The 21,812-nt window shown below is 51.4% G+C and carries 15 protein-coding genes, 2 CRISPR repeat arrays and 1 other annotated feature; of the genes, 8 read left to right on the top strand and 7 right to left on the bottom strand.

Annotated elements, in window-relative coordinates; genetic code table 11:
• Positions 1-6: 6 nt before the first annotated feature.
• From ACE5LO_RS04410 to ACE5LO_RS04385, 6 genes are all read left to right on the top strand, one after another.
• On the top strand, positions 7-237 hold the full coding sequence (locus ACE5LO_RS04410; protein ID WP_375352378.1) for a TraB/GumN family protein: 231 nt from the start codon (positions 7-9) through the stop codon (positions 235-237).
• Positions 238-328: 91 nt separating this feature from the next.
• Positions 329-1,273, top strand: a complete 945-nt coding sequence (locus ACE5LO_RS04405) for a DUF4097 family beta strand repeat-containing protein (protein WP_375518848.1) — start codon at positions 329-331, stop codon at positions 1,271-1,273.
• Positions 1,274-1,740: 467 nt separating this feature from the next.
• A CRISPR array of direct repeats spans positions 1,741-2,313; the repeat unit is 32 nt; unit sequence GTTACTCCCCTTGCGGGAGTATGGATTGAAAC.
• Positions 2,314-2,844: 531 nt separating this feature from the next.
• The gene (locus ACE5LO_RS04400) at positions 2,845-3,870 is read left to right on the top strand and encodes an ABC transporter substrate-binding protein (RefSeq protein WP_375518847.1); all 1,026 of its coding nucleotides are present in this window, start codon (positions 2,845-2,847) and stop codon (positions 3,868-3,870) included.
• 24 nt (positions 3,871-3,894) lie between these two features.
• Positions 3,895-5,946, top strand: a complete 2,052-nt coding sequence (locus ACE5LO_RS04395) for an iron ABC transporter permease (RefSeq protein WP_375519027.1) — start codon at positions 3,895-3,897, stop codon at positions 5,944-5,946.
• Positions 5,947-6,213: 267 nt separating this feature from the next.
• Positions 6,214-6,912: a CRISPR direct-repeat array (repeat unit 32 nt; unit sequence GTTACTCCCCTTGCGGGAGTATGGATTGAAAC).
• Positions 6,913-7,021: 109 nt separating this feature from the next.
• Positions 7,022-7,253, top strand: a binding site (T-box leader).
• 180 nt (positions 7,254-7,433) lie between these two features.
• Positions 7,434-9,155: an arginine--tRNA ligase gene (gene argS / locus ACE5LO_RS04390; protein WP_375518846.1), complete on the top strand. Its 1,722-nt coding sequence runs from the start codon at positions 7,434-7,436 to the stop codon at positions 9,153-9,155.
• 114 nt (positions 9,156-9,269) lie between these two features.
• Positions 9,270-10,274: a protease complex subunit PrcB family protein gene (locus ACE5LO_RS04385; RefSeq protein ID WP_375518845.1), complete on the top strand. Its 1,005-nt coding sequence runs from the start codon at positions 9,270-9,272 to the stop codon at positions 10,272-10,274.
• 140 nt (positions 10,275-10,414) lie between these two features.
• On the opposite strand, the gene ACE5LO_RS04380 is transcribed toward ACE5LO_RS04385, so the two are convergent.
• Positions 10,415-11,029, bottom strand: a complete 615-nt coding sequence (locus tag ACE5LO_RS04380) for a TetR/AcrR family transcriptional regulator (RefSeq protein ID WP_375518844.1) — start codon at positions 11,027-11,029, stop codon at positions 10,415-10,417.
• A complete protein-coding gene (locus ACE5LO_RS04375) occupies positions 11,001-12,542 on the bottom strand; it encodes a phytoene desaturase family protein (protein WP_375518843.1) in 1,542 nt (513 codons plus the stop codon). The genes ACE5LO_RS04380 and ACE5LO_RS04375 overlap by 29 nt, the downstream gene beginning before the upstream one ends.
• Positions 12,543-13,093: 551 nt before the next feature.
• On the opposite strand from ACE5LO_RS04375, the gene ACE5LO_RS04370 reads away from it, so the two are divergent.
• A complete protein-coding gene (locus tag ACE5LO_RS04370) occupies positions 13,094-13,996 on the top strand; it encodes a transposase (RefSeq protein ID WP_375518842.1) in 903 nt (300 codons plus the stop codon).
• A 673-nt stretch (positions 13,997-14,669) separates the two neighbouring features.
• Here ACE5LO_RS04370 and ACE5LO_RS04365 read toward each other — a convergent pair.
• Positions 14,670-16,778, bottom strand: coding sequence for an ABC transporter ATP-binding protein (locus tag ACE5LO_RS04365; RefSeq protein WP_375518841.1), 2,109 nt, complete (start codon positions 16,776-16,778; stop codon positions 14,670-14,672).
• A 1-nt stretch (position 16,779) separates the two neighbouring features.
• The gene (locus ACE5LO_RS04360) at positions 16,780-18,537 is read right to left on the bottom strand and encodes an ABC transporter ATP-binding protein (RefSeq protein ID WP_375518840.1); all 1,758 of its coding nucleotides are present in this window, start codon (positions 18,535-18,537) and stop codon (positions 16,780-16,782) included.
• A gap of 500 nt (positions 18,538-19,037) precedes the next feature.
• Between ACE5LO_RS04360 and ACE5LO_RS04355 the strand changes: the two genes are divergently transcribed.
• Complete coding sequence (locus ACE5LO_RS04355; RefSeq protein ID WP_375518839.1) at positions 19,038-19,331, top strand: HesB/YadR/YfhF family protein; 294 nt, start codon at positions 19,038-19,040, stop codon at positions 19,329-19,331.
• Positions 19,332-19,608: 277 nt separating this feature from the next.
• Here ACE5LO_RS04355 and ACE5LO_RS04350 read toward each other — a convergent pair whose 3' ends face one another.
• The 3 genes from ACE5LO_RS04350 to ACE5LO_RS04340 all read right to left on the bottom strand — a co-directional run bounded on the left by ACE5LO_RS04350 (position 19,609) and on the right by ACE5LO_RS04340 (position 21,701).
• Positions 19,609-20,115, bottom strand: a complete 507-nt coding sequence (locus ACE5LO_RS04350) for an ADP-heptose synthase (protein WP_375518838.1) — start codon at positions 20,113-20,115, stop codon at positions 19,609-19,611.
• Positions 20,116-20,235: 120 nt separating this feature from the next.
• Positions 20,236-20,679: a DUF441 domain-containing protein gene (locus tag ACE5LO_RS04345; RefSeq protein ID WP_375518837.1), complete on the bottom strand. Its 444-nt coding sequence runs from the start codon at positions 20,677-20,679 to the stop codon at positions 20,236-20,238.
• A gap of 35 nt (positions 20,680-20,714) precedes the next feature.
• Positions 20,715-21,701, bottom strand: a complete 987-nt coding sequence (locus tag ACE5LO_RS04340) for a YpdA family putative bacillithiol disulfide reductase (RefSeq protein WP_375518836.1) — start codon at positions 21,699-21,701, stop codon at positions 20,715-20,717.
• Positions 21,702-21,812: the final 111 nt, after the last annotated feature.

The following is a 21,812-nucleotide window of genomic DNA, read 5'->3' as shown; positions in this document are numbered from 1 at the left end:
CTGCCTATGCAATTCAATTTATCTGTACACCCCGGCATGTTTCATGGCTCAATTGAATTGGAGCGCCACGAGGTGCTGCATAGAAAGATTGATATGGCAAACAAACTTGATGAATTTTTTCAGAATGACGGTGGACAGACTTATTTTGTTATGGTCGGTTCTGCACATGTTGTGATTGATCCGAGTGTCCCAGGTGAACTCGAGAAAAAAGGATACAAAATCGAACGCATATATTAAGGCATGTGAGCCGGTATATGTTTACGGATTCGATTCGGCTAACAACGTTTATATGTGCTATTATATCCGAACATTGAGGAGAGAATTAATCATGAACAATAAAAAGTGGTATTTTATAGGAATCGCACTGATCGTCTTGAGCTTCGCCGGAACGGCTTGTCAGTCGCTCGATGTTGTCGACAAGTTGCCCGCTCACGAGCAGAAATGGACGTTTGCGCAGGACGAGCTGAGTACGCTCGTCGTCGATAGCGAGTATGACGTGGACATGGAGTTCATCGCCAGCCCCGACGGCTCCAACTACGTGGAAGTCAGCGGCAATATGCAGCAAAACACGATCGATCAGTTGAAAGCGACAGAGATCACGGGCAATGGGCTGGAGCTGCCACTGCAGAGGGATGTGAAATTAGTCTCTCCCAACTACAAGTCCATTAAGCTGCGGATGATTGTAGCGCTGGCGGATGACGCCCGGCTGCAGCAGATCAGCTATACATCGGGCTCCGGCAAGACCAGCTTTACCGGCTTGAAGGCGGAAAATATCGACTTGTCCGTTTCTTCCGGCAATCTGCGCGCGGAAGCGATCACCGCCGGACGGTTGAGTCTAACTTCCAAATCCGGGGATATCACGGCGGAGCGGGTCCAGGGGGATACGGAAATCCAACTGCACTCCGGCGATATCAAGGTGGAAGGCCTGAAGGGCGCCCTGAAGATGCAATCGACTTCCGGTAGCATTACCGCCGTTGATGTCGACGGCTCGGCCGATACCACGCTGCATTCGGGCAATATCAGGTTTGACCGGTTTACCGGAAAAGGTGTGTTTAAATCGACCTCCGGCAACATTACCTTGACAGGGCAACGTTCGGACAGCCTGGATATCTCCGTCCGTACGGGTGATGTGACTTTGTCGCCCGATCCGGAGTTCAAGGGATTCTTCGACTTGAAGACCACTTCCGGACATATCAAGGCACCGGATTCCCGGCAAGAGACGACGGATGTAATCAAAGTACGGGCAACTTCAGGTGATATTCGAATCCAGTGACGGGGGCTGCAGTGAAGACCCGGGTAAAAATTCTTCATGATGAGTGGTGCTGCAGAGCGTAGCCTTCGCCTTTTGTATGAGGTGAGGGCTCTTTTTGTGTTCATTTGCTTGAATGAGGTCCTGTTACGAATAACAGGAAATCGGTTTGCTTACCTTTACGTTTTAGCTCAATCAGTTGCTGATGCTGATCAATAAGCCGATCCTGTTCCCACATTTAGCTTACGTGAAGATGTTTAATTCAAATGGAATTGACACGTAAAACGTATTATGTAAAATAAGGATATGCTGAAGACGGCAGGTGCGAACCCCAAGCGCACATGATTTCCCTGGGAGATTCGCACCACCAGGTTTGACGCGGCTTTTAGCGGTTTTACCCTAAAATTGACCCATGTAAAATCATACGGAATTCGAGGTTCGCACTTTTGGGCCTCGGAGCCCTTATGGGATAAGGGCTGAAAACGCCTGCTGTTACTCCCCTTGCGGGAGTATGGATTGAAACCAGTAATCGAAGAGAAGCCAGAGCCAGAAATTCCGTTACTCCCCTTGCGGGAGTATGGATTGAAACAATGATGGCGGCTTACATCCCCATATCTAAACCACCCGTTACTCCCCTTGCGGGAGTATGGATTGAAACGACCCTAAAGCTCGCCCCCAATTCGTCCCCAAAGGCGAAGTTACTCCCCTTGCGGGAGTATGGATTGAAACTCACGGTCCTGGAGCGTTATCTGCAAGTCGTCCAGGTTACTCCCCTTGCGGGAGTATGGATTGAAACTCGAAAGCTTGATATCCTTGCCGTCGATGGATATGTTACTCCCCTTGCGGGAGTATGGATTGAAACCAAAAAGAAATTACAGATGTACTGCGCCGCACCTCTAGTGTTACTCCCCTTGCGGGAGTATGGATTGAAACGCCTTTGCTCTCATGGTAAGAATATCAGGAACCGTTACTCCCCTTGCGGGAGTATGGATTGAAACCTTTATTTGTCGAAATTTATGTTGTACAATTAAGGTTACTCCCCTTGCGGGAGTATGGATTGAAACCTCCAGCCGACTGATGTGGGCCTTGGCACTAGGCGTTACTCCCCGTGCGGAGAGTTAGCAGTTGTGCGACAAGTCAGGCTATGTAGAGCTATTCCTCGCATGGGCTGGCCGACTACTGTTATCAGTTACGAAGCGAAGAGTCCAGACAGGAATTCCTGTGGAGGGGTACTGCAGAAGCAAGGCTTTCATCTCTTTATGAGGCGAAAGCTTTTTTGTCTTGATTTGTCCATTTGTAATATCCTCGTTTGCGAATTCAATAGATCATTTTCTAGTTGAAAGATTTCAGTTGATTTTGACAATCATTATCAATTAATATATAGGGAAGTGATAACCATTATCAGTAGGCAGGTGAGATCATAGGACGTTAATCCTAATCTGTCAGCAGTGGATTTCAAGTCGTTTAGTTCCTCTGCCTAAGATCTGGTTTCGTCAGATGGGTTGATGGTCGCAGTCGGCCCGCAGTTAATGCGAAGACATAAAGAAAAGTACAAAAAAGGCGATTACTTAATGAAATTGGGGGAAATGACAGAGATGAAAAAACAGCTTAGCGTAGTAATGCTCACTCTAGTAGTCATGCTAATTATGGCCGCATGTGGCAATTCAAGTGCCGGAAATACGAGCACAGCAAAAGATGCAAATAGTACAACATCATCTGAAAATACAGCATCGGCTGGAGATACTTCATCAACAGGGCCTATTACGATTAAACATAACAAAGGCGAGACAGTATTGGAAAAACCGGCACAACGTGTTGTTGTGCTGGAATGGATTTTTACGGAGAACCTTATTGCGTTAGGCGTGCAACCTGTTGGAAATGCCGATAATGCAGAATATACGAAATGGGTCACTGCGGATGCGGCATTAGCTCCTGATGTTCAGGATGTTGGCTTGCGCTGGGAGCCCAATTTGGAGACGATTGCAGCTTTAAAGCCTGACTTAATTATTTCGAATACGGACAATAATGCTGCGATTTATGACCAGTTAAATGCGATCGCTCCAACGATTGAATTTGACCCTTATCCGAATGAGGGCGATGCTTATACCGAGATGGAAAATATTTTTAACAAGACCGCACTTGCCGTAGGCAAGACTGCCGAAGCGGAAAAGGTGTGGGCAGACCTTGATCAGTATTATGCCGAAGCTAAGGAAATGCTTGCTGCTGCAGGCAAAGCAGACTTGAATTATGTCATTGCCCAAGCATTCAGCAGTCAGGAGGCCGCAACTGTGCGTTTGTTTACCGACACATCTACGGTGTCTCAAACCTTAGATCGCATTGGACTTAAAAACGATTGGAAATCGGAAAAATTCGAAAAATACGGATTTACGGATTCAACGATTGAAGCGCTGCCTTCAGTTACAGACTCGAATTTTATTTATATCGTGCAGGACGATGATAATGTGTTTGGTGAACCGGTCAAAGATAACGCGGTTTGGAACGGGCTGAATTTCGTAAAAGAGAAACGGACTTACCAGATTGATGGAAGCACCTGGACTTTTGGCGGACCCCTCTCATCCAAAGCACTTGTAGAACGTGTTGTTGATTCTTTAACGAAATAATGGTGCACATGGATGAATGAGATGATGAATGAGAAAAAAATATTTCACGACCACATCGCCTGGAAAATCATCGGCGTATTCGGGGGCGGCATCGCCGCCCTTTTTATTCTATTTTTTGTTAGCTTATGTTTTGGAGAAGCAGAAATTGCTGTAAAATCTGTCGTTGACGCGTTACTCCATCGACAAGATGTGCCTAATCACAACATGATCTGGGATTTGCGAATCCCTAGAACTGTACTTGGTTTTTTGACCGGGGCAGGGCTGGCTGTGGCAGGTACGCTGCTGCAGACGATTACAAAGAACCCGCTTGCATCTACAGATACGCTTGGCATTAATTCCGGAGCTTATTTTGTAGTTGTGCTGGGAACGGCATTTTTTCCTTCCGTACTTTCGACTTCACCTCTTCTGTTTGCGGCGGCAGGCGGCATGTTAGCTGCCTCCATCGCTTATGTTCTCGGAGGAGGCAGAAAAGCGACTCCGATCCGTCTAGTGTTGGCAGGCATGATTGTATCATTGGTCATTGAGTCGGTTACAAGAGCCATACATATTTTCAAAGCAACGGAAACACAGAATTTGTTCTTGTGGGGCGCGGGCAGCTTAGTGCAGATGGATATGGATGGCGTTTATTATGTATGGCCATGGGTAGCAGGTATTTTGCTTGTGGCATCCGTGTTTGGCAGATTTTTCGATGTGCTTGATTTGGATGAAGCGACAGCGCGTTCGTTAGGCCATAAGGTGGATCTGACGAGATTTATAGGTCTTGCCCTGGCAGTGCTTGTTGCCGCTGTTGTTGTAAGTGTGGTCGGCCCGATTGGTTTTGTTGGTTTGGTTGCTCCGCATTTGGTTCGATTGGTCGGATTTCGAAAACATAGCTGGCTGCTTCCAGGCGCGGCTTTGTGGGGAGCGGTTTTAATTACAACAGCGGATGTATTATCCCGGGTTGTCAAAAGCAGCGTCGGGGAGATGCCTATTGGAGCGGTAATGGCGCTGATCGGAGCCCCGTGCTTAGTCTGGCTTGTGTTAAAAAAGATGAAAGGGGTAAGCGGTTCCGGAGGGCAGCATTCACTAGGGGCAGGCGTAAGGCCGATAAAAATAGGGTTCCCACCTCTGGTTGCTCTATCGTTCGTTCTTGTCGTGGGTTTGATTTTAATCAGCATGACGATGGGAGGCACAACGATTCCGCTCGGACAATTGTTCCGCGGCCTCTTTGGAGCAGATGATGCGTCTTCTTACTCTGTGCTCTTGAATTTACGATTGCCTCGGACGTTCGTGGCTGCCGGAGCAGGCATAGCTTTGGCTGTAAGTGGAGTGCTTATCCAGGCTGCGGTACGAAATCCGCTGGCTGATACATCGATTGTTGGCATCACCTCGGGGGCAGGCTTCGGAGCCATGCTTATTTTAATTGCTTGGCCGCAAGTACCTATCCACTTCATGCCTGTAGCCGCTATAGCGGGGGGATTGGCTGCTGCTGCGATTGTTTTCATTTTCGCCTGGCATAAAGGACTGAATCCTTCGGTGCTGATTTTACTCGGCATCGCGGTATCTGCTTTTGGATCTGCGGGCATTCAGGCTTTGATTATCCGGGGTTCGTTATGGGGCAGCTCAGGTTACATATGGTTAACGGGTTCTACGTATGCCCGCACATGGGAGCATTTCAAGCTGATCTCTGTGTTTTTAATTATATTGCTGCCCATTGCGTGGTACCTCGGCCGTAGATTTGATCTGCTTGCGTTTGGTGATGAGAGTGCTACCGGGATGGGCTTGTCGGTTCGCAACACGAGGTTGGCCTCTATGGTTGTTGGCGTTCTGCTGGCGGCCGGGGCTGTAGCAGTGGTCGGAACGGTCGGTTTCCTTGGCTTGATTGTTCCGCATGCGGTGCGAATGATTGTAGGTCATAATACGCGGAAGTCCATCATCCTGTCCAGTTTGTTCGGGGCTTTGTTGTTAGTCTTGACGGATACGATCGGACGAACGGTGCTCGCTCCAGTTGAATTGCCATCTGGTATGTTAATAGCCTTGATCGGGGCACCTTATTTCTTGTTTTTAATGTTCAGATCCTTTAATCTGAAATCATGATGGATGGAAACTTGGGTCTATGCAAAAGGAATTGACACGTAATACTTATGATGTAAAATGAGGACATATGAGGGCATGTTCCGAGGTGAGGATGGCTGGTGCGAACCCCAAGCGCACATGAAATTCCCGGGAGATTCGCACCACCAGGTTTGACGCGGCTTTTCACGGTTTTGGCCTAAAATGACCCTATGTAAAATCATACGAAATTCGGGATTCGCACTTTTTGGCCCCGGAGGCCTTGTGGGACAAGGGCTGAAAACGCCCGCTGTTACTCCCCTTGCGGGAGTATGGATTGAAACAGAGGGTAAGGAGCTGGATGGCTACGAAGAATTCATCAAAGTTACTCCCCTTGCGGGAGTATGGATTGAAACGATCGCTTCCAGCCGCCAGCCCCGCGCGACGAACCGTTACTCCCCTTGCGGGAGTATGGATTGAAACATCAACCTGGCGCTTCCCGGCTGGCATCGGGAAGTTACTCCCCTTGCGGGAGTATGGATTGAAACAGCGGAGAGGACGTTACCGACTCAACCAATCCGGTTACTCCCCTTGCGGGAGTATGGATTGAAACATGCCGAGGAAGAATTCACGGGCGAACTTACGGTGTTACTCCCCTTGCGGGAGTATGGATTGAAACACGACACTCTCCTTTACATACCAGTATCCGTCTGGTTACTCCCCTTGCGGGAGTATGGATTGAAACTTCGCGGCCTCGGCAGCGGCTTTTTGTTGATCGTTACTCCCCTTGCGGGAGTATGGATTGAAACCCGGCAGTCATTGAGCAATCGGAAAGCGGCGGCGTTGGTTACTCCCCCTGCGGGAGTATGGATTGAAACTCTCTTCCCCGAATAATTCCCGTTCTTTTTTCAAGTTACTCCCCCTGCGGGAGTATAGATTGAAACGGCATTGACCCGGCTGCATTGGCGGCCATCAGTATGTTACTCCCCGTGTGGGAGTATGGATTGAAATACCGAGGCCCTTAGAGTGCACAACGGCGCGTCCGTGTAACTTCCCACACAAGACGCAGAAAAAAAATACGCTTGTGCTGCAAGCACAGAGTAAGTATAATAATGTAAATTTAACGTCCGTGAACGGGAGAGTAGTCGTATAAGTCTCATTGCAGCGAACCGGGGTGGTGGGAGCCGGTATGAGGCATATGGTGAAGCGCACCCTGGAGACGGCAGGTCCAATACGGGAGACCGTAGGCAGGCCTGTCCGGCCGACTGCCGTTATCAGTTGCGAGGGGGAGAGCCGTAATAACGGTTCTGCACGAAGAGTGGTACCGCGGAAGCGCAGCTTTCGTCTCTTTATGAGGCGAAGGCTTTTTGTTTTTCTTAGATATACTAGGCAAGAAAACAACCTCCAGGTTGTTGTACGAAAAAACGTACAAATGAGAGTCCGAGCGAGCCCGTCTAAACACCGTCCGGGTTCTGTGAATGTACGTCGATAGACATTTTCCCTAACTCCAGAAAAAAAGGATGTGTACGCCCATGATTATGAACATTGCCGCCCGCGTCCTGAGCGGGCCTACAGGCTTATCCGAGCATGAGCTGCTGCAACTGCTGGAGCAGCCCCCGAATCCCGAGTGGGGGGATGCCGCTCTGCCTTGTTTTGTGTTCGCCAAATCACGCCGGATGGCGCCACAAAATGCAGCGGTCGAGATTGCCGAGGCACTTGCTCAGGTGCACGGTGTACAGGCGGAAACAGCCGGACCTTATGTGAACCTGAAGCTTGATCCGGCTGTGTACGCCCCCGCGCTGCTGGAACAGATCGGTGCCGAAGATTTTGGCAGACTCAACCTCGGACAGGGCAAGCGGTTAGTCATCGATATGTCTTCCCCTAACATCGCCAAGCCCTTTGGAATCGGCCATCTGCGCTCCACTGTGATTGGCGCTGCCTTATACCGCCTGCTGGCCGAAACGGGTTATGAGACGGTAAGTGTCAATCATTTGGGCGATTGGGGGACACAGTTTGGCAAACAAATCACCGCCTACAAGCGGTGGGGCAAGGATGAGGAGCTGGCCGGTGACCCGATCGGCGAATCGCTGAAGTTATATGTCCGCTTCCACGAGGAAGCGGAGCAGGATGCTTCGCTTGAGACGGAGGCGCGTGACTGGTTCCGCAGGCTGGAGGAGGGAGATCCCGAGGCGCAGCGGCTGTGGCGTTATTTTGTGGACATTAGCATGCAGGAATTCAACCGGATGTACAAGCGGCTGGGCGTCACCTTTGACCATGTGCTGGGTGAAAGCTTTTATAACGATAAAATGAAGCCAGTCGTCGAAGAGCTGCGTGGCCTGGGTTTGCTGGAAGAAAGCGACGGAGCGATGGTGGTAAGGCTGGATGATCTGGACTTGCCGCCATGCCTTATTCTGAAAACGGACGGCACGACCATCTACCCGACACGGGATTTGGCTACAGCGATTTACCGCAAAAAGGAGATGGACGCCGAACGTCTGTTGTATGTCGTAGGGGCTGAGCAGAAATTGCATTTCCGGCAGGTATTTGCTGTGCTTCGCAAAATGGGAGCCGACTGGGCGACGCAATGCGAGCATGTACCTTTTGGGCTGATGCGGTTTGAAGGCAAAAAGATGTCCACCCGGCGGGGCAAGGTCGTTATGCTGAATGAAGTGTTGGACGAAGCGGTGTCCCGGGCTTTGGCGGTCATCCAGGACAAGAATCCTGATCTGCCTGACCAACAAAAGGTCGCTGAGCAGGTCGGCATTGGAGCGGTCATTTTTGGTGATTTGAAAAACAACCGCAGTAACGAGGTGGATTTTTCGCTTGAGGATGCGCTGCGCTTTGACGGGGAGACCGGACCCTACGTTCAATACACGCACGCCCGGATAAAAAGTGTACTGAACCGGTTGCAGGGGCAGCAGACAGAAGGTGAAACTGATCGGAACACAGAATCAAATGCCGGGCCGCAGCAGCAAATAACAGAAGGAGACACAAACCTGCTGGGAGACGCTGGCTGGTCACTGCTCAAACAGCTCAGCCGTTATCCGGAGGCGCTGGAACGTGCGGTGGACCGGCTGGAGCCATCGGTCATGGCCCGTTTTGCCCTGGATACGGCCCAGTCCTTTAACCGGTTTTATCATCATGAAAGAATCGAGGACGGTGGACCTTTGCGGTTGCGGATCACCGAGCTGACGGCAGAGCTGCTGGCACGCTCGCTGTATCTGTTGGGTCTTCATGCCCCCAATCAAATGTAAGAACGAGGGGTGGCGATTCATGCAAAAAAGATGTTTTTTTCCAACTGGTGAAACATTTTCACATCATGGCCCGTCTGGGAATACAGAAGTTGATTAATTTTGGAGGTGTCGGTTATGAAAAAACATAAAAACAAAGTGATCGGATTTATTGCCGTTGCTTGCTCGCTCGCGGCAGCGTCTTCCGCATTTGCTTTCAGCGACTTATCTGGTACACAGCAGCAGCAGGTGGATGCTCTCAAGTCTAAAGGTATCGTGAATGGAGTAACGAAGGATAAATTTGTCCCATCCCGCACACTGACCGTTGCAGAAGGAGTACAACTCGCTGTAAAAGCGATGGGATTAGAGGCAAAAGCGGGCGCTGTGGAAGCAACTTACGCCAACATTCCGGCTAATGCATGGTATGCGCAGGCCTTCCGCATCGCTGCCCAGAACGGGCTGCCAGTTTCCGGGGATGTGAACCCTGCCTCGTCCATGACAAGGGAGCAATTTGCGGACATGCTTTATGAAGCGATTAGTGCAACCGGACAGTATCCGGTCATCAAAATGTACATTGAAGTTGCGGATGAGAAGGACTTCGATACAACCTCTCTTGAGGCTATCCAGTTTCTGCTGCTGACAAAGATCACGAGTCTGGATGAGCAGAGAAATTTCTATCCGGACCGGGAAATTACCCGGATCGAGGCGGCGGAAATGGTGTATAATGCCGTAAAATATGTAGAAGAAATGAAGGCAATTGAACCGGCAGAACCACTGCCACTGCCTATACCGGAGCAACCAGAGCAGCCGAACCAACCTGAACAACCTGACCAGTCGGATAACGTACAGGATCAGGTGACGATGTCCACCGAACCAGTCAGCAGCACCAAGAACAAAGTCACCTTGACCCGTCATGAAGCCCCGAATCCGGGCTATGGCATCGCTGTAGACCGTGTGGATTATGTCAGCGATTCGGAAGCTGTCATCTATTACAAGCTGACGAGTCCGAAGCCAGGGGAAATGAACATCCAGGTGATTACGGATACGCAGACAAGCGTAGAGCTGGACAGCAAATATGAGAAGGTCAGCATCAAGCCAGCGGACAGCAGCGCAGATACATCTGCCCTTCATTTGCGCCCATAAGACAGGTCTGTTCTGAAATGTAATGGACCGTGCTTCATTCATCAGTTGTGCCGAAGTGACAAGAAAAGGTCGGGAACAGGAGGAACTTGCTCTTGTTCTCGACCTTTTTTAATACAAAAATCCAAGGCGGGGAGAAAAGCCTACCGACCCAGCCCCCGGAAAAACGTCTCAATGGTGAAGGAGATCAGCTCATCTCTGGATTCCATATCCGGACCATAAAAGCTAAGAAGAAGCGATGTCAGACCGTGCAGCATGCTCCAGATGCTTTGTGCGGTTAACCGCTCATCAGTAATAGTCAGATAACCTTCATCCACTGCTTTTCTGATGCCGGCCTCCAGCATTTCAAACCCTTTGGAGCGGTCATTTTCAATGATCGCGATAGAGCTTGCCCCCTCCAGATTGGTGGTGAACAGGATGTTGTAGTATCCCGGATGCTCAAGTCCGAAAAGGATGTACGACTTGCATACGGTTTTCAGCACATCCATGGCATGTAGTCCCTCTGCCCTGGCTTCCTGCTCTCGCTGCTGAAGGGCCTGCAGAAACAAGGCATAACCTTCTTCGAGCAGTTCACGGACGACAGCTTCTTTATTTTCAAAATAGTGATAAATGGTCGTTGGCGAGTATTCAATCCGGTCCGCAATCTTGCGCATGGATACTTCTCCGTAACCATGGCTTAGAAAAAGATCACGTGCGGCCTCGATAATTTTACGGCGGATTTCATGGCTTTCACGTTCGCGGCGTTTGATATGCTTCATAAGTAGTTTGTTTTACCCTTTCTGCCTGCCCCAATTTGGCGGCGATGCGATCAGCTTCCATTATACCCGAGCTGATTGCTCCTTGAAAACCGCCTCCCGGCTGCGTCCAGGCGCCAACAAGAGACAGACGGTGCAGCGGTGCTGTCCGTTTCAGCCGTTTGATGCCCGATTGGCGGACAGTTTGCGCGAAGCCGTATACGGCACCCGCAGGATTGGCGGTATAACGTTGCATGGTACGGGGAGTTCCTAATTCAGCAACCGCCACTTTACTGGCCAGCCCCGAATAATGCTGTTCCAGCACCTCCAGCATATGTTGTGTGACTTCAGCCTTTTTGGTTTTGTATGCGGCACGGTCAGCAGGCCAATTCTCCATATTATCCGGGAAGGTAACGGCAATACAGCCTTTTCCGGGCTCATTAAGCGTAGGGTCCATGGCGTTGTAATTGGTAATGCTCCAGTTGCATTTGGTATATTCACCGCGCATAGCTGCTGCGTAATCCGTTTCGGAGTCCGGCTCATGATAGAGAATCAAATCCTCCTGTGTGATGCCAAGCTCATGTGGTTCGCAGGTCAGTCCCAAGTATAACTGAGTCAGCGAAGTCCCGATTTCAAGCGTGTTCAGCTTCTCCATTTCACGCTTGGCAGCAGGCTCGTGTTGCAGCAGACGGCCATAAGTTAACAGTGGGCTGATGCCGGACACAATCCAGTTGGCGTCGTACAGCGCCCCTTTTTTCAATTTTACCCCGCTTACTTTCCCATCTGTGACCACAATTTCCGACACCTCGCTGCGCAGATGCACCTGCCCGCCAGCAGATTGGATGACGTCAACCAGCGCGTTGGACAACGCTTGGCCGCCGCCCTGAATATAATAGGTGCCCTCAAGATGATAGCCAAGCCATGGAATAAAAAAATACAGAGCCGCCAGCCGCTTCGGAGGCAAACCATAATAGGGCCAGAGTGCGGTGAAAAATTCTGTGAACGTATCAGACAGCTCGAACTGTTTTACCGCTTCCCATGTCGTCATTTGCGTCCAGCGGAAGAAGGTGCCTGCCTTCATCAAACCTGCAGCCTTCCGCCAAGGGGACAGGGGGGAGGTGAAGGCGGAGAAGCCTGCCGCAAAACGGTGGATGCCTGCAAACAGCCTGTCAATGCCTTCCTGATCGGCAGGGAACATTTTTTTGAGAAGCTGTACATACGCTTTGGCGTCGGACGGGATATCGATGATTTCTCCTTGCCAGCGGATGGAGTAAGGATGCCTTTTGCGTAAAGGCACGATGCCTTTATCCGCTCCGCATGCCTGCAGCATTTGACCGAAGCTGCCAGTTTCCAGCCCGCCCACACCATGGAGAGCGACGTCGAAGACATAACCCTTGCGCCGGAATTCTGTTGCATAACCGCCGGCGAGAGTATGACTTTCGAATACTGCCGTCCGGTAGCCGAGCGTGGACAATCTTGCAGCACAGGACAAGCCGCCGAGACCTGCGCCAATGATAATAACATCATATTTACTCATTATTTCCACTCCTTTTTTCGTTAACATAGTTATTTAAATTAACACTGTTAAGTTAATCGCATTATAGACCATATTTCATGAAAAAAGAAGCCTTTTATTAAAATCAAAAACTCAACTTTCGTAGCATGGAATCGTCAAATAGGCCCTGAGATAACGGAGTAAAACGGAGATATACTGCTAGGGGTGACACTGGATCAAAGCAGACCGGTTTTTGCTAGTTATCTTGCAAGAAGGAGATTCGACTCCCGCAGAGTCTAGTAGCCAGAGTGAGATAGGTGTCTATAGGGTGCGATGTGTGGCGTCCGGTATTTGGTATTTGGTGTCCGTTGTCTGCTGCCTCCATACAGCCTTGCACGATTATCCCTTTCGTTCAGGATGCAGGGGTTGAGGATTGGGGATCGGGGGGACTAGGGAAGGAAAGAGAAAAGAAATAAGAAAAAAGAAAAAAGAGGCAGCTCAAGTGGAATGTTTGGCTTGAAACAAGAACATATGTTTGGTACAATGAAACAAGAACTTATGTTCGATGATTATGGATTTGGGGGCGAGCAGACATGGAAGTCCAAGCAGAAACGGAACTTCAACCGTTTAGCAGTCGTTATCACAACGAGCAGACCTGCATGGAGGCGCTGATCGCGATGAAGTGGCCGAGCGGCTTCGTCTGCCCGCGTTGCGCCCATACCCGCTGCAGTCGTCTGACTTCCCGTCGCATCCCCTTGTTCGAGTGCGCAAGATGCGCGCACCAAACGTCAGCTTTGGTTGGCACGATGTTTGAACGAACGCATCTCCCCCTGACCAAGTGGTTCCAGGCGCTGGAGTTGTTCCTGCTGCCTGATGGCATCTCGGCGATGCGGCTGAGCCAGGTGATTCAGGTCACCTACAAGACCGCGTGGTTCATGCTCCAACGCATTCGCCATGCCATCGGGGAGTTCGACGCCCGGGAGCTGCTCCGCGGAGACGTGAAAGTGAACAGCGACCTGTATGGGCGTAATCCGTCCCGGCCTCAGTTTCTTCATCCGTATGCTTCGGCAGTCGTTGCCGGGTGCACAGTCACGGAGTCGGGCGAGCCGGAGCAGGTCAAAATCCGCCTGGTCCCGCAGATGAGGGGAGAGGGGAACGGAGCGAATCGTCACGAACTCGCTGCGTTCATCCGTGAACAGGTAGATGTCCGTGCATCGGAGGTACAACCGTTCCCTCAAGCCTATCGACTGTATATGCCCTTGCGGAAAGTGGTGAGAGAGGCGTGGAAATCGCTGAAGCGTACGTATGTAGCCTTGGGCCTGAAGCATCTGCAGGCGTATCTCAACGAGTACACCGGACGCCGCCGACTGCGCTTGACCGAAGGGGAAGAAACGATGTGGCAGAAGTTGCTGTACATGTGTGTGGCGATTCCGGCGATCCCTTATCGCCGACTGATCGCGCGCCAACCGGTTCAGCCTCTTGCGGCTGCGTCCTGATCGCAGGGTTTGAACGAGGAAAGGTGAGCATGATGTGTGTTGCTGGATCGGTACGGGTCAGCATGAACGCGGACATCGGAACATTCGGGTTCAAGCCGCAACGAGGACCAGAGTCTTTTTATTTTTCCGATGCCTTGCTCCACTCTTTCCGTCTCTCTCGGTCGGTTTCACATCACCTAAACGCTCTGCTTTCTCCTAAGATCGTCTCATGACCTTGAACCGATCTGCTTCTCGATAAGGCACGATCAAAAAAATAATAGACCCATTCGATTATCCTGAATCGCGTAACCAAAGGCACTTTCGTGCTTCATTTGATCTGTTATTTTCTTTAACGTACCTAAAGTATTTTCGGCCGCGGGTCGCTGTTTTTTGCACCTGATCCAACGGGATAATCGTGCAAAGCTCCCGAACAGCGAGTTCATATGCCTTGCCGCGATCCGCTGGCGGCTTGACTGTCAAGCACGGATGATTAGGTTGAACTTAACTTTTGCAGCATGAAATCGGCAAATTTGCATGAAGAGGATTCGAATTCCTCAGAACCCAGTAATAAGAAAAAGCGCCCTTGGAGAGACACGGGAAACCTTAGATCGGTTATATCCATGTCAGGCTCCAAAGAGCGCATTTTTGCGGGTGATTAGGTTAGTTGTTCCGTGTTATGCTGCAGCTTCACGAGTTACGCCTGATTCCCCGGATAAGACACTTTTCCAGAGATACCTGCTGCACCTGCCGTCACGGGAAGCTGCTCTGTGGAAGCTGCAGGTTGTTCTGCAGCCGCCGCGGAGCCTTGCTGAAGCTGGTACATCTGATAATAACGGCCACGAAGCTGCATGAGCTGCTCGTGATTTCCTTTTTCTACAATTTGCCCGTGGTGCAGGACGAGAATTTGATCGGCGCTGCGGATTGTGGACAGGCGATGGGCGATGATGAAGGTGGTGCGCCCTTTCTTGAGCACCTCCAGCGCAGATTGAATCAAGGCCTCCGTCTCGGTATCGATGTTGGCCGTCGCCTCATCCAGAATGAGAATGGCTGGATCAAACGCCAGGGCACGGGCGAAGGAGATGAGCTGCCGCTGCCCGGCGGACAGGGTGCTGCCTTTCTCGATGACAGGCTCATCAAAACCCTGCGGCAGGTGGGCGAGTAGCTGTTCAGCCCCTACATCCCGCAGTGCCTTTTCCACCTGCTCACGGGAAATTCGGCTGTCCCCGAGACTGACGTTGCCCGCAATCGTGCCTGTAAACAGATAAGGGTCCTGCAGCACGATGCCCATATGGCGGCGAATCCACTGCTTTGGCAGCTCTCTGACGTTCTGGCCGTCAATCGTAATCGTTCCCTGCTGCGGGTCGTAGAAACGGAACAGCAGGTTGATAATGGAGCTTTTGCCTGAGCCAGTATGACCCACGAGCGCGACAGTCTGCCCTTGCTGGGCAGAGAAAGAGATATCCTTTAACACGAAATCCTTCTTGTAAGCAAATGATACATTTTTAAATTCGACGTTGCCTTTGTAACGGGGCATGTCACCGTCCGTCACTGGCTCGCCAGTTTCATCCATCAGCTCAAAGACACGTCCGGCGGATACAATCGAGGTATCCAGGGCGGCAAGCTGGTTGACCATGCCGGTGACAGGCTGGAAGAGCCTGCTCAGCACGTCGACAAAGGCGTACAGCACGCCAAGCGAAATAGCAGTGGATCCGGTGATGGAGCCTGCACCGAAATACCAGAGCACCACGGCAAAGGACAGATTTCTGAGCACATTGACCAGGTTGTGGGAGGTCAGCGCGTTCAGATTCAGCATTTTATTCTGATGCTTCATGTAATCATCGTTCAGATCCTCGAATTCCTGCATCGTCTTTTGTTGACGGCGGAAGATACGGATAATGGACATGCCCTGAATCGACTCGTTGATAATGGCATTGATCTCGCTCAGGCGTGAACGAATGATCGTATTATAGCGGGTTGCCACCTTGCGGTACAAAATGATCCACAGAATGAGGGCAGGAACCAGAAACAGGCAGATCAGCCCGAGCCGGACATCCAGCAGGAAGAGGGCGACATACACCCCGGTAATGGTGACGATACCTGAACAGAAATTGGACAGTACCGCGACAAAAAGATCCTTGACCGCCTCCGTATCATTGGTTACCCGGGAGACGACCTTGCCTGCAGGCAGATTATCGAAAAAATAGACTGGCAGCCGCTGAATCTGCGCATACAGGTCCAGTCGCAGCCGCTGGATCACCCGGTTGGCCGAGGACTGCAGCCAGTAGGTTTTGCCAAATTCCGCAATAATCGAGATGAACAGAAAGACAAAGTACAAGCCGATTAATTGCGTTATGCCGGGCAGCTCCGGCTTGTAAAAGCCGTACAGCTCATCCGAGCTTAATGGTTGTGCCGGATAGGAGGCAGCTTCTCCGCCGCGTGTGATGGTCATCATGCCGTCCTGGTAGCTGCGCACGCCGCCTGCTTCGGTCACGGGAGCATCAACGAAGTAGAAAGACGTCCCCGCCTGCAGAATGCGCACCTCGCGGCCGCGTGTCTCCCCGTCTGCCCAGCGGTCTCCGCGTTTAAACAGCTCATTGTTGTACGCGGCGGCTCCCGCCGGATCATTCGTTTGATAATAAGGCCGTTCAATGGCCAGCATATGTCCGTCAATCATCTGTTTCGCGATGAAGGGACCGGCCAATTCGGCGGCCACGCCGATCGCAAGAGCGATCAGCGCAACGATAAATGTATATTTGGCTGTCATGGCATATTGGAACAGCCGTTTGCCAATGTTCGGTTTCAAATCAGCTTACCTCCCCAGAGGAGAGACCCGTTTCCAGCTGTTGCCGTTCATACTGCTGGCGGTACCAGCCGTCCCGCTGCAGCAACTCGCTGTGCGTGCCCTCCTCGATAATCCTTCCCTGCTCCAGCACCACAATCCGGTCCGCATGCTCGACAGCGGAGAGGCGGTGGGTAGAGATCAGGGTCGTTTTGCCGGAGCGCTTGCTCCGGATGTTGTCAATAATGCGCGCTTCCGTCCTGGCGTCCACGGCGGAGAGTGCATCGTCCAGAATCAAAATGTCAGGATCGCCGATGAAGGCGCGGGCAAGGGACACCCGCTGCTTTTGCCCGCCCGACAGGGCAATGCCCTTTTCACCAACGATGGTGTCAAGTCCGTCAGAGAGAGTGCCCAGATCGTTATCGAACGCGGCGGTGCGGATGGCCTCCATAATGTCGGCATCCGTTGCGTCCGGCTTGCCGAAGCGGATGTTTTCTCGAACAGTTTTGGAGAACAGAATCTGCTCCTGCGGCACATACCCGATCCAGCTGTGCAGCCGCTCCGCCGCAATATGCTCAATCGGTGTACCAGAGAGCAGAAGGCCGCCGCTGCCTGACGGGTATTCCCGCAGCAGCTGCTTCAGCAGCGTTGACTTGCCGCTGCCGGTACGGCCAACGACACCCAACGTTTCCCCGCGCCGCAGGCTGAGATGAATCTGCTGCAAATTATCCGTCTGTGAGGTTGGATATCTGAAGGTGAAGTCCTTCATCACGATTGACTCGGCAGCCGCGACCGCTTCGGGATGCTCAATATCCCGAACGTCCTGCGGGGAGGACAGCGTCTCATTGACACGATCAAGTGAGGCGCTGCCGCGCTGCATGATGTTGATCAGCTCGCCGATGGCAAACATCGGCCAGATCATCATCCCCAGGTACATGTTGAACGATACGAGATCCCCCAGGGTGATTTCATTACGGAACACGAGAATCATGCCGTAGCCGAGACCGATCACGTAGCTTAAACCGACGAAGAGGCGAATGGTAGGCTCAAAGAGAGCGTCCATACGCGCAACCGCCAGGTTTTTGCGGTAGACATCATCCGTAATATCGGCGAACCGTTTTTCATCCAGACGCTCCTGGACATAAGCACGGATCACTCGAATGCCGGCAACCGATTCCAGCACCTGATCGTTCATGTCTCCGAAAGCGTCCTGCGCCAGTGTATAGCGCTGATGCACCGCTTTGCCGTAAATGCTCATGGCCAGCGCAATAAAAGGCAGCGGAATGATCGCCGCTAACGTTAATTTCCAGCTGATCAGAAAGCCCATCGCGCCCAATACGACGGCAAGATATATCGTTGAATCCGTCAGGGTAAGCATGCCGAAGCCTGCCGTGGCCGCAACGGAACGAAGATCGTTCGTGGCGCGGGCCATCAGGTCGCCTGTGCGGTTGCGCTCAAAGAATGGCGGCGTCATGCTCAGCAGATGTCTCATAAAGCGGGAGCGGAGCAGCCGTTCCACAAGGTTGGCGCCGCCGAACAGCCTGTGCATCCATATGTAGGTGATGTAGTAGATGAGCACCAACATTGCGAGGATGTACAGGATGGACCGCATCAGTGAATCCCAGGTCACGGAGCCGCTCACAATCTGATCAATCGAATCTCCCAGCAGGCGGGGAGGCACAAGCTCCAGGAAGCCGACCAGGATCAGCATGGCTAGCCCGATGGTATAGCGTTTCCGTTCCTGGTGGAAGAACCAGCCCAAATCTTTTAAAACTGTAAACAAAGTATCCCTTCCTCTCATCATCAAGTCTCTGCCGCATGTTGCGAACTGCTGAAGACAGCAAAAAGGACATACCGTCCGCAAACGATATGTCCCGTGTTCGACATCATATGGTATGCGCAGGTAAACCCGGCGGGAAACGCACAAGTCCTGCTGCATTTTTATACAGGTACGCGGCTATAGCAAGGTCAGAAAGACTGACCAGCCGGTACGCGGCAGATGTGGCTCCTCCGGTATGAAGTTGAATATTTGGTTTGCTTAAATACAATTGCTTTATCCAACACCGGAATCACCCTTTCTTGATCATTGTAAGTAATTTCAAGTTTTGATCTCGTATGGTTGCATCTTACCATCCAGTTTTGCGAAATGTCAAACCTTTTTCAAATTTGCAAGCTTCAGCACAAGTTTCGGGCGGGTTTGGAGTGCTTTGGCGGAGATGCTATGATAGGATATATGTTCAAGGCTGTAGAATATGCATTTGGTTAAGGAGTTGAGCAGAATCCATGAGTATATACGTATCAGAACCCGCTGCTGAATGGTATAAAAAAGAGCTCGGCTTAAAATCCGGGGATCATGTCCGATTTTTTGCGCGCTACAGCTCAGGCGGAGGGCTTCATCCCGGCTTTTCGCTCGGCATTGCCGTTGAGCCTCCCCAGCATGCGGCGCTGCGCACGGAATCCGGCGGTGTTGTTTTTTTCATGGAAGAGCAGGATGAATGGTATTTGAAAGGGTATAAAATCGAAGTGAAATACCTGCCAGAGCATGACGATATTATTTATGAGTATAGTCCTGAATAGGCAAACTTAGCTGTAAGAGGTAGTTCAAAAAGTCATCTTTTGATCACGAAGGAAGTCAGGAAGCGGACTCGACATCGAATCTTGAATTCAGCCGGGCCTTCCGGTGCTCACGTACCCCAAGTACGCTCCGCTCCTCAGTCCCTACTTCATCCAACCTTCTCGGTGCTGAAAACTTGACTTTTTGAACACTTACTGTAAGTGAAATTCAAAACGGCGGAGCTGCGGGCCACAGGCGTATGAAGAACGCCCTGTGACGGGCAGTCCGCCGTTTTATGCGTCATGGTAAATAAATGCCTTCTACGGCAAAATCAAAATCCTCGATATCATAGACCTGCACCGGTACGGAAGCTTCAACAATACGCTCGATCCAATCCGTCTGGTCGGTCAGAATCGGCAAACTTTCCCGCTGCGCGGTCAACAGAAGCTCGGTTTCAATGGGGTCGAAATATTCTCCGTACTGCGCGTTATCCACCCCGTTGATGATGGTAAAGGCTACGGAATTGCCGAATAAAATGGGCAGGCTTTTGGCCCAGGGCACCTGGAGCGCCCGGTTGATTTTCTTCTTGTTCAGAGGCTCCTCCAGATATTCAATCAGTTCAGCCACTTTCTCTTTTACATGCTTGTCTTCGGCCGGATTGTCCATAAGCGGCTCATCGCTGGCACGAAATTCGTACAATTCCAATAGGGTGGTATAGGGCACAACATATTCTACCGCTGCCGCCGGAGCCAGCAGTTGGCCGTAAATCGCTACCATGACGGCTTCGGTTACAAACTGTTGGGACATCGGCTTTCCTCCTGCGATGTGCAAATATGCGGTGTTAAATCGAATTGAGTATACCATAATGCTGTCCCAAAAACAGCATGGCAGCAGGCTATTCCTATTTTAAAGCGCATCCCGGGTGATCTAGGACTTGCCAAGCAGAAGGGAAAGGATGCCGGCAGCGATCAAAGGACCGACCGGTACCCCTTTAAAAAAAGCAACGCCAAGCACGGTTCCGATCAGCAGCCCGTTGACAACGGCAGGCTGGGAGGACATCAGCGTCACTCCGCGTCCTCCCAGATAGGCGACCAGGACACCGACACCAATGGCCAGCAGCGATTTCCAGTGCAGGAAGGACGTTAATACCTCCTGCACGGTAATCCGCCCGCTAGCCAAAGGGGCCATAACGCCAATTGTCAGCAGCACGATGCCGACCGTCAGGCCGTATTTCTCCAGCCAGGGGAAGGTTTGATGCAAATTCATCACCCGTAGCAGCAGCAGGACAACCATGGCGATTGTTACGCTTGAGTTGCCGCTGAAAATGCCGAGGCCTGCAAGCACGAGCAGCAGCAGGGCACTGTAATCCATGGTAGCAACTCCTTTTCCAGTCTGCTTGCCTGTTGTCATGATTGGTCTGGCGTCTGTGTGATATGCTCTGCAATCAGCCTGCCATGCCACCGTCCGGATTCGATAAACACTTCATTGGCGTTCCGTCCGGACGCGATTACGCCTGCGACATAAACGCCGGGTATGTTCGTCTCCATCGTTTCCGGGTTAAAAACAGGTTTATCCAAATCCTCGGCCAGCTGCACACCGACCGATTCAAGCAGCTTGCGGTCCGGGCGGTAGCCGGTCATGGCCAGCACAAAGTCGTTATCCAGCTTGAACTGGCTGCCATTATTGTCGGTGACGGTAATATCGTGCGGGCTGATTTCTGTGACGCGAGAGCCAAGGTGGAGTGTGATCTTTCCTTTGTTGACCAGGCTTTCAAACAGAGGTCTGACCCACGGTTTGATATGCTCGGATAAAACGGCGCCCCTGTATACCATATCGATATGCGCGCCTGCCTTGGTCAGTTCCATGGCTGCATCCACCGCGGAATTACTGCCGCCGATAATGGCGACACGGGTGCCTGTGTACGGGTGTGCTTCCCTGAAATAGTGGGTTACCTTGTCCATATCCTCTCCGGGAATGCCGAGAACATTTGGATGGTCAAAATAACCCGTGGCCACAACGACATGGCGGGTCCGGTATTGGTGGGACTGCCCGCTTTTGTCCGTCGTATGTACAATGAAGCTTCCGTCCGCTTCCTTGACGATGGAGCCAGCTTCCTCATAAGGACGAATGTCGAGCCCGTAATGTGCCGCTACCCTGCGGTAGTATGTAAGAGCTTCGTGCCGGAAAGGCTTGTCATTGGGGGAGCTGAAGGGGATGTCCCCGATTTCGAGCAACTCGGCTGTGCTGAAAAACTGCATATTGGTCGGGTAAAGATAAATCGACTGCACAATATTGTGCTTCTCAATAATAAGCGGCTTCAACCCGCGCCGTCCGCATTCTATGGCCGCAGACAGACCGCAGGGGCCGCCGCCGATAATAATAATGTCTTCCACAGTATTACCTCCAATAAAACAAAATTGCCCACATTCGGCAAGCAATTTTATCCTATCGCATTCATAGAGCAAATGCCAGCCGGTTGACAATGAACAAACACAGCTATATCA

The sequence above is a fragment of the Paenibacillus medicaginis genome (genome assembly GCF_042138635.1).
Taxonomy (GTDB): domain Bacteria; phylum Bacillota; class Bacilli; order Paenibacillales; family Paenibacillaceae; genus Paenibacillus; species Paenibacillus medicaginis.
The sequence above is the reverse complement of the archived record's forward strand: the minus strand, read 5'-3'. Positions and strand labels throughout refer to the sequence as shown.